A 4,582-nucleotide genomic window follows, 5' to 3' on the forward strand; every position below is an offset into this window, starting at 1 on the left:
GCGTGGGGCTGGGCGGCGGGGTCGGCTTCGGCATCGGCGGCGGCCAGCGCGAGGTGATCGGCACCGAACTGGGCGTGCAGATTCGCCGCCGTGCCGACAGCACCACCATCTGGGAAGGCCGCGCGCTGACCGATTCGCTGGAAAGCACGCCCGGCGCGCAGCCGGTGTTTCAGGCCGACCGGCTGGCGAATGCGATGTTCCGCAACTTCCCAGGCGAGTCGGGAATCACTACGACGGTGAAATGAGCATCACCATCAACGCCGCGTTCGACAGCGGCAATATCCGCGTCGTCGCCATTCAGGGCGATGTGATCGACCTCGATATCGTCGCCGATCATCAGTCCGACTTCTACCAGTGGTTCCACTTCCGCGTCGCCGGGGCGCGGGGGCGGACGCTGACGTTCCGCATCGTCAATGCCGGCGGCTCGGCCTATGCGTTCGGCTGGCCGGGCTACCGCACACGGATGAGCACCGATCGCGCGGCGTGGCGGCAGGTCGATACCGACTATGCCGACGGCGTGCTGACCTTCACCGCGACGATCGACGGCGACCTCGCTTGGTTCGCCTATTTCGCGCCCTACACCTTGGATCGCCACGACGATCTGGTCGCGCGCATCGCGGCAAAGCCCGGCGTCACCCATCGCGAGCTGGGCCAGAGCCTCGATGGCCGTGCGATCGACTATCTGACCTTCGGCGAAGGACCGTTGCAGGTCTGGGCCTATGCCCGGCAGCACCCCGGCGAATCGATGTGCGAATGGTTCATGGAGGGGCTGCTCGAACGGCTGACCGATGCGGACGACGCGGTCGCCGCCGACCTGCGCGCGCGCATGACCTTCCACTGCGTGCCCAACATGAACCCCGACGGATCGTTTCGCGGCCATCTGCGCACCAATGCCGCGGGCGTGAACCTCAACCGCGAATGGCACGCGCCGACGGCGGAGCGCAGCCCGGAAGTGTTGTGCGTGCGAAACCGCATGGACGAAACCGGCGTCGACATCGCCATCGACGTGCATGGCGACGAAGCGATCCCCGCCAACTTCATCGCCGGTTACGAAGGCATCCCCAACTGGACCGACGACCATGGCGCCCGCTTCACCGCCTTCGGCGCGGCATGGGCGGCGGCGACCCCGGAGTTCCAGACGAGGCTCGGCTATCCGGTATCGGCGGCGGGACAGGCGAACCTGTCGATGTCGACCAACCAGCTCGCCAACCGCTTCGGCGCGCTCGGCATGACGCTGGAAATGCCGTTCAAGGACCATGACGACAATCCCGATCCCGAGTTCGGCTGGTCGCCCGAACGGTCGAAGGCGCTGGCGCATAGCTGGCTGAAGGTGCTGGCGGACTTCACGCGGTGATCGTTCGCTACCGGGATGTGAGCGTCCCGGGCAGGATATAGCCCGGCTCACCCCGTCCACCCCCCACCCCGGAACGAGTCGAGACCTCTGCGAAAGTCTCGAACAGAGCCAACTCCTTGCCGTACCCCGGCGAAGGCCGGGGTCCAGTTGGAAAGGCCTTTCCGTATCTTGCCAATGCCCCCCCAACTGGGCCCCGGCCTTCGCCGGGGTACGGATTGAGCGCTTTTGCAGAGGTCTAAAACAGGTCCGGGGTGACGAGGAGGATGGCGTGTGGCGAGATGGTCGCGACCAAGCCGCCCCCGCCCACGCAGGACTGCGGTTGCGAAACCCTTTCGAACGGCCCCGCAAGAAGCCGTCAACGACCGACGTCAACCGGTTCCTCTCCCGCCCGCTTTGGGCTAGGTGCGGCGCAGCAACAGCAATGGAGGCCACATGCCCACGCTCGTCCTGATCCGCCACGGCCAGTCGGCCTGGAACCTCGAGAACCGCTTCACCGGCTGGTGGGACGTGAACCTGACGGAAAAGGGCGAGGCCGAGGCGAAGGCCGCGGGCGAACTGCTCTCCGCCAGGGGCCATGATTTCGACCTGTGCTTCACCAGTTTCCAGACGCGCGCGATCAAGACGCTGAACATCGCGCTGGAATCGATGGGTCGTCTGTGGCTGCCGGTCGAGAAGGACTGGCGGCTGAACGAGCGTCATTATGGCGGCCTGACCGGCCTCGACAAGGCGGAGACCGCCGCGCGCCACGGCGACGAACAGGTCAGGATCTGGCGCCGCAGCTTCGACGTGCCGCCCCCGCTACCCGAAGCCGACAGCCCCTGGGACCTGTCGTCCGACCGCCGCTATGCCGGCATCGCCATCCCGCAGACCGAGAGCCTGAAGGACACGATCGACCGCGTCCTCCCCTATTGGGACAGCCGCATCGCGCCCGAATTGCAGGCCGGCAAACGCGTGCTGATCTCCGCCCACGGCAACTCGCTGCGCGCGCTGGTCAAGCACCTGTCGGGCATTCCCGACGACGAGATCACGGGCCTCGAAATCCCGACCGGCCAGCCGATCGTGTACGAGCTGGCCGACGATCTGACGCCGACCGACCGTTATTATCTCAGCGAGCGGTAAGGCCCCCGGCCTACCGCCCACCCCCAGTCCCTCCCGTCAGGTTCGAGCAGCTTCGAGCTTGTCGAGAAGCGTCTGTCGAGAACGCCCCGTTCGGGGCAACCCCTTCTCGACTACGGTTCTCGACAGGCTCGAACCTGCGCTCGAAGCAAACGGTGGCGATGGGGTTTGAAGGGTGCTGACGCGCGCGGGTATGCAGGCTGGCTTTGCTCCCGAAAAACCCCTTTCCTACACACCCACCCCCCGCCAAAATCCCCGCCGGCCCCTCACGCGGCCCGCGCTCTTTGACACCGCCGCCACATCTGCCGCACCAAAACGCCACTAGTGTGACCTTTGTGACCTTTGGCGCACGAAAGCACGGCTACGGCATCGTCCCGCTTGCCCTGTTCCCGCCCGTTCCTTAAGCAGCGCGCTTCCCCAAGCGTTACGGGCAGACAATGAACGACGCACCGTTGGTCGGCATCATCATGGGCAGCACTTCCGACTGGGACACGATGGCACATGCCGCCGACGTACTGACCAAACTCGGCGTACCCCATGAAACCAGGGTGGTATCGGCGCACCGCACCCCGGCGCGGCTGGTCAACTATGCCACCAACGCGATCGACCGCGGGCTGAAGGTCGTGATCGCCGGTGCGGGCGGTGCCGCGCACCTGCCCGGCATGGTCGCCTCGATGACCCGCCTGCCGGTCCTTGGCGTGCCGGTCGAATCGAAGGCGCTCAAGGGCATGGATAGCCTGCTCTCGATCGTGCAGATGCCCGGTGGCGTGCCGGTCGGCACTCTGGCAATCGGCAAGGCCGGGGCGATCAACGCCGGGCTGCTCGCCGCGTCGATCCTCGCCACCCACGACGATGCGCTGGCGCAGCGGCTCGACGCGTGGCGCACTGCGCAGACCGACGGCGTGGCGATCGACCCGCAATGACCGCGCTGCCCCCCGGTTCGACGATCGGCATCATCGGGTCGGGCCAGCTCGGCCGGATGATCGGCGTCGCCGCCGCGCAACTCGGCTATCGCATCCATGTCTACGCCCCCGACAGCGGCCCGGCGAACGACATCGCCTTCGCGCACAGCCGCGGCGCCTATGACGATATCGACGCGCTGAAAGCCTTTGCCGCGGAGGTCGATATCGTCACCTACGAGTTTGAGAACATCGCCGCCGCGCCGATCGAGGCGCTGGGCGACAAGGTCCGCCCCTCGGCCCGCTCGCTCAGCGTCGCGCAGGACCGGGTCCGCGAAAAGCGCTTCGTCGAGGAACTGGGCGGCCGCCCCGCCCGCTGGGCCGAAGTCGTCGACCGCGCCGCGCTCGACGCCGCGATCGCCAGCGTCGGCTGTCCGGCGGTGCTCAAGACCACCCGCTTCGGCTATGATGGCAAGGGGCAGGCCCGGCTCGCCGCCCCCGCCGATGCCGACGCGGCATGGGACGCGATCGGCGGCGGTCCGGCGATCCTCGAGGCGTTCGTCGACTTCGATCACGAATTCTCGATCGTCCTCGCCCGCGGTCTCGACGGCCGGCAGACGACCTATCCGACGCCGAAGAACGTCCACAAGGCCGGTATCCTCGACACCTCGACCGTCCCCGCCCCCGCGATCGAACCGTGGCGGGCCGAGGCGGAGACGCTGGCGGTCAAGGTCGCCGATGCGCTCGACCATGTCGGGGTCCTGACGCTCGAATTCTTCTGCGGTCGGGAAGGCGCGGTGTTCAACGAAATGGCCCCGCGCGTCCATAATTCGGGCCACTGGACGATCGAGGGCAGCGAGACGTCGCAGTTCGAGAACCACGTCCGCGCCGTCCTCGGCCTGCCGCTCGGCAGCGTCGCGATGACCGCGGCGCGCGCGGAAATGACGAACCTGATCGGCGACGATGTCGATCAGTGGCGGGCGCTGCTTGCCGAAGACGGCGCCCACCTCCACCTCTACGGCAAGCACGACGCACGGCCGGGCCGCAAGATGGGCCATGTGACCCGGGTGGAACGCTAAGTCCTCCCCGGCACGGGGAGGGGGACCGCCGCGAAGCGGTGGTGGAGGGGGTTCTCCACGCAGCGCCGCGTTTGTGGACGCCCCCCTCCACCAGCTTCGCTGGTCCCCCTCCCCGTCCCGGGGCGGAATTACCC

4 protein-coding genes and 1 pseudogene are annotated in these 4,582 nt (G+C 67.5%); all 5 read left to right on the forward strand.

Annotation, left to right across the window (positions count from 1 at the left end; translation table 11 throughout):
- Positions 1-245: pseudogene (locus tag QLH51_RS19635) on the forward strand (hypothetical protein); the annotation flags it as partial.
- On the forward strand, positions 242-1,354 hold the full coding sequence (locus tag QLH51_RS19640; RefSeq protein ID WP_125662722.1) for a M14 family metallopeptidase: 1,113 nt from the start codon (positions 242-244) through the stop codon (positions 1,352-1,354). The pseudogene QLH51_RS19635 and the gene QLH51_RS19640, both read left to right, overlap by 4 nt.
- Before the next feature lie 432 nt (positions 1,355-1,786).
- Complete coding sequence (gpmA, locus tag QLH51_RS19645; RefSeq protein WP_125662725.1) at positions 1,787-2,473, forward strand: 2,3-diphosphoglycerate-dependent phosphoglycerate mutase; 687 nt, start codon at positions 1,787-1,789, stop codon at positions 2,471-2,473.
- 434 nt (positions 2,474-2,907) lie between these two features.
- Complete coding sequence (gene purE / locus QLH51_RS19650; protein ID WP_125662728.1) at positions 2,908-3,393, forward strand: 5-(carboxyamino)imidazole ribonucleotide mutase; 486 nt, start codon at positions 2,908-2,910, stop codon at positions 3,391-3,393.
- The gene (locus QLH51_RS19655; protein ID WP_125662731.1) at positions 3,390-4,448 is read left to right on the forward strand and encodes a 5-(carboxyamino)imidazole ribonucleotide synthase; all 1,059 of its coding nucleotides are present in this window, start codon (positions 3,390-3,392) and stop codon (positions 4,446-4,448) included. The genes purE and QLH51_RS19655 overlap by 4 nt, the downstream gene beginning before the upstream one ends.
- Positions 4,449-4,582 lie beyond the last annotated feature (134 nt).

It is taken from the genome of Sphingomonas sp. 2R-10 (assembly GCF_030062225.1).
Taxonomy (GTDB): domain Bacteria; phylum Pseudomonadota; class Alphaproteobacteria; order Sphingomonadales; family Sphingomonadaceae; genus Sphingomonas.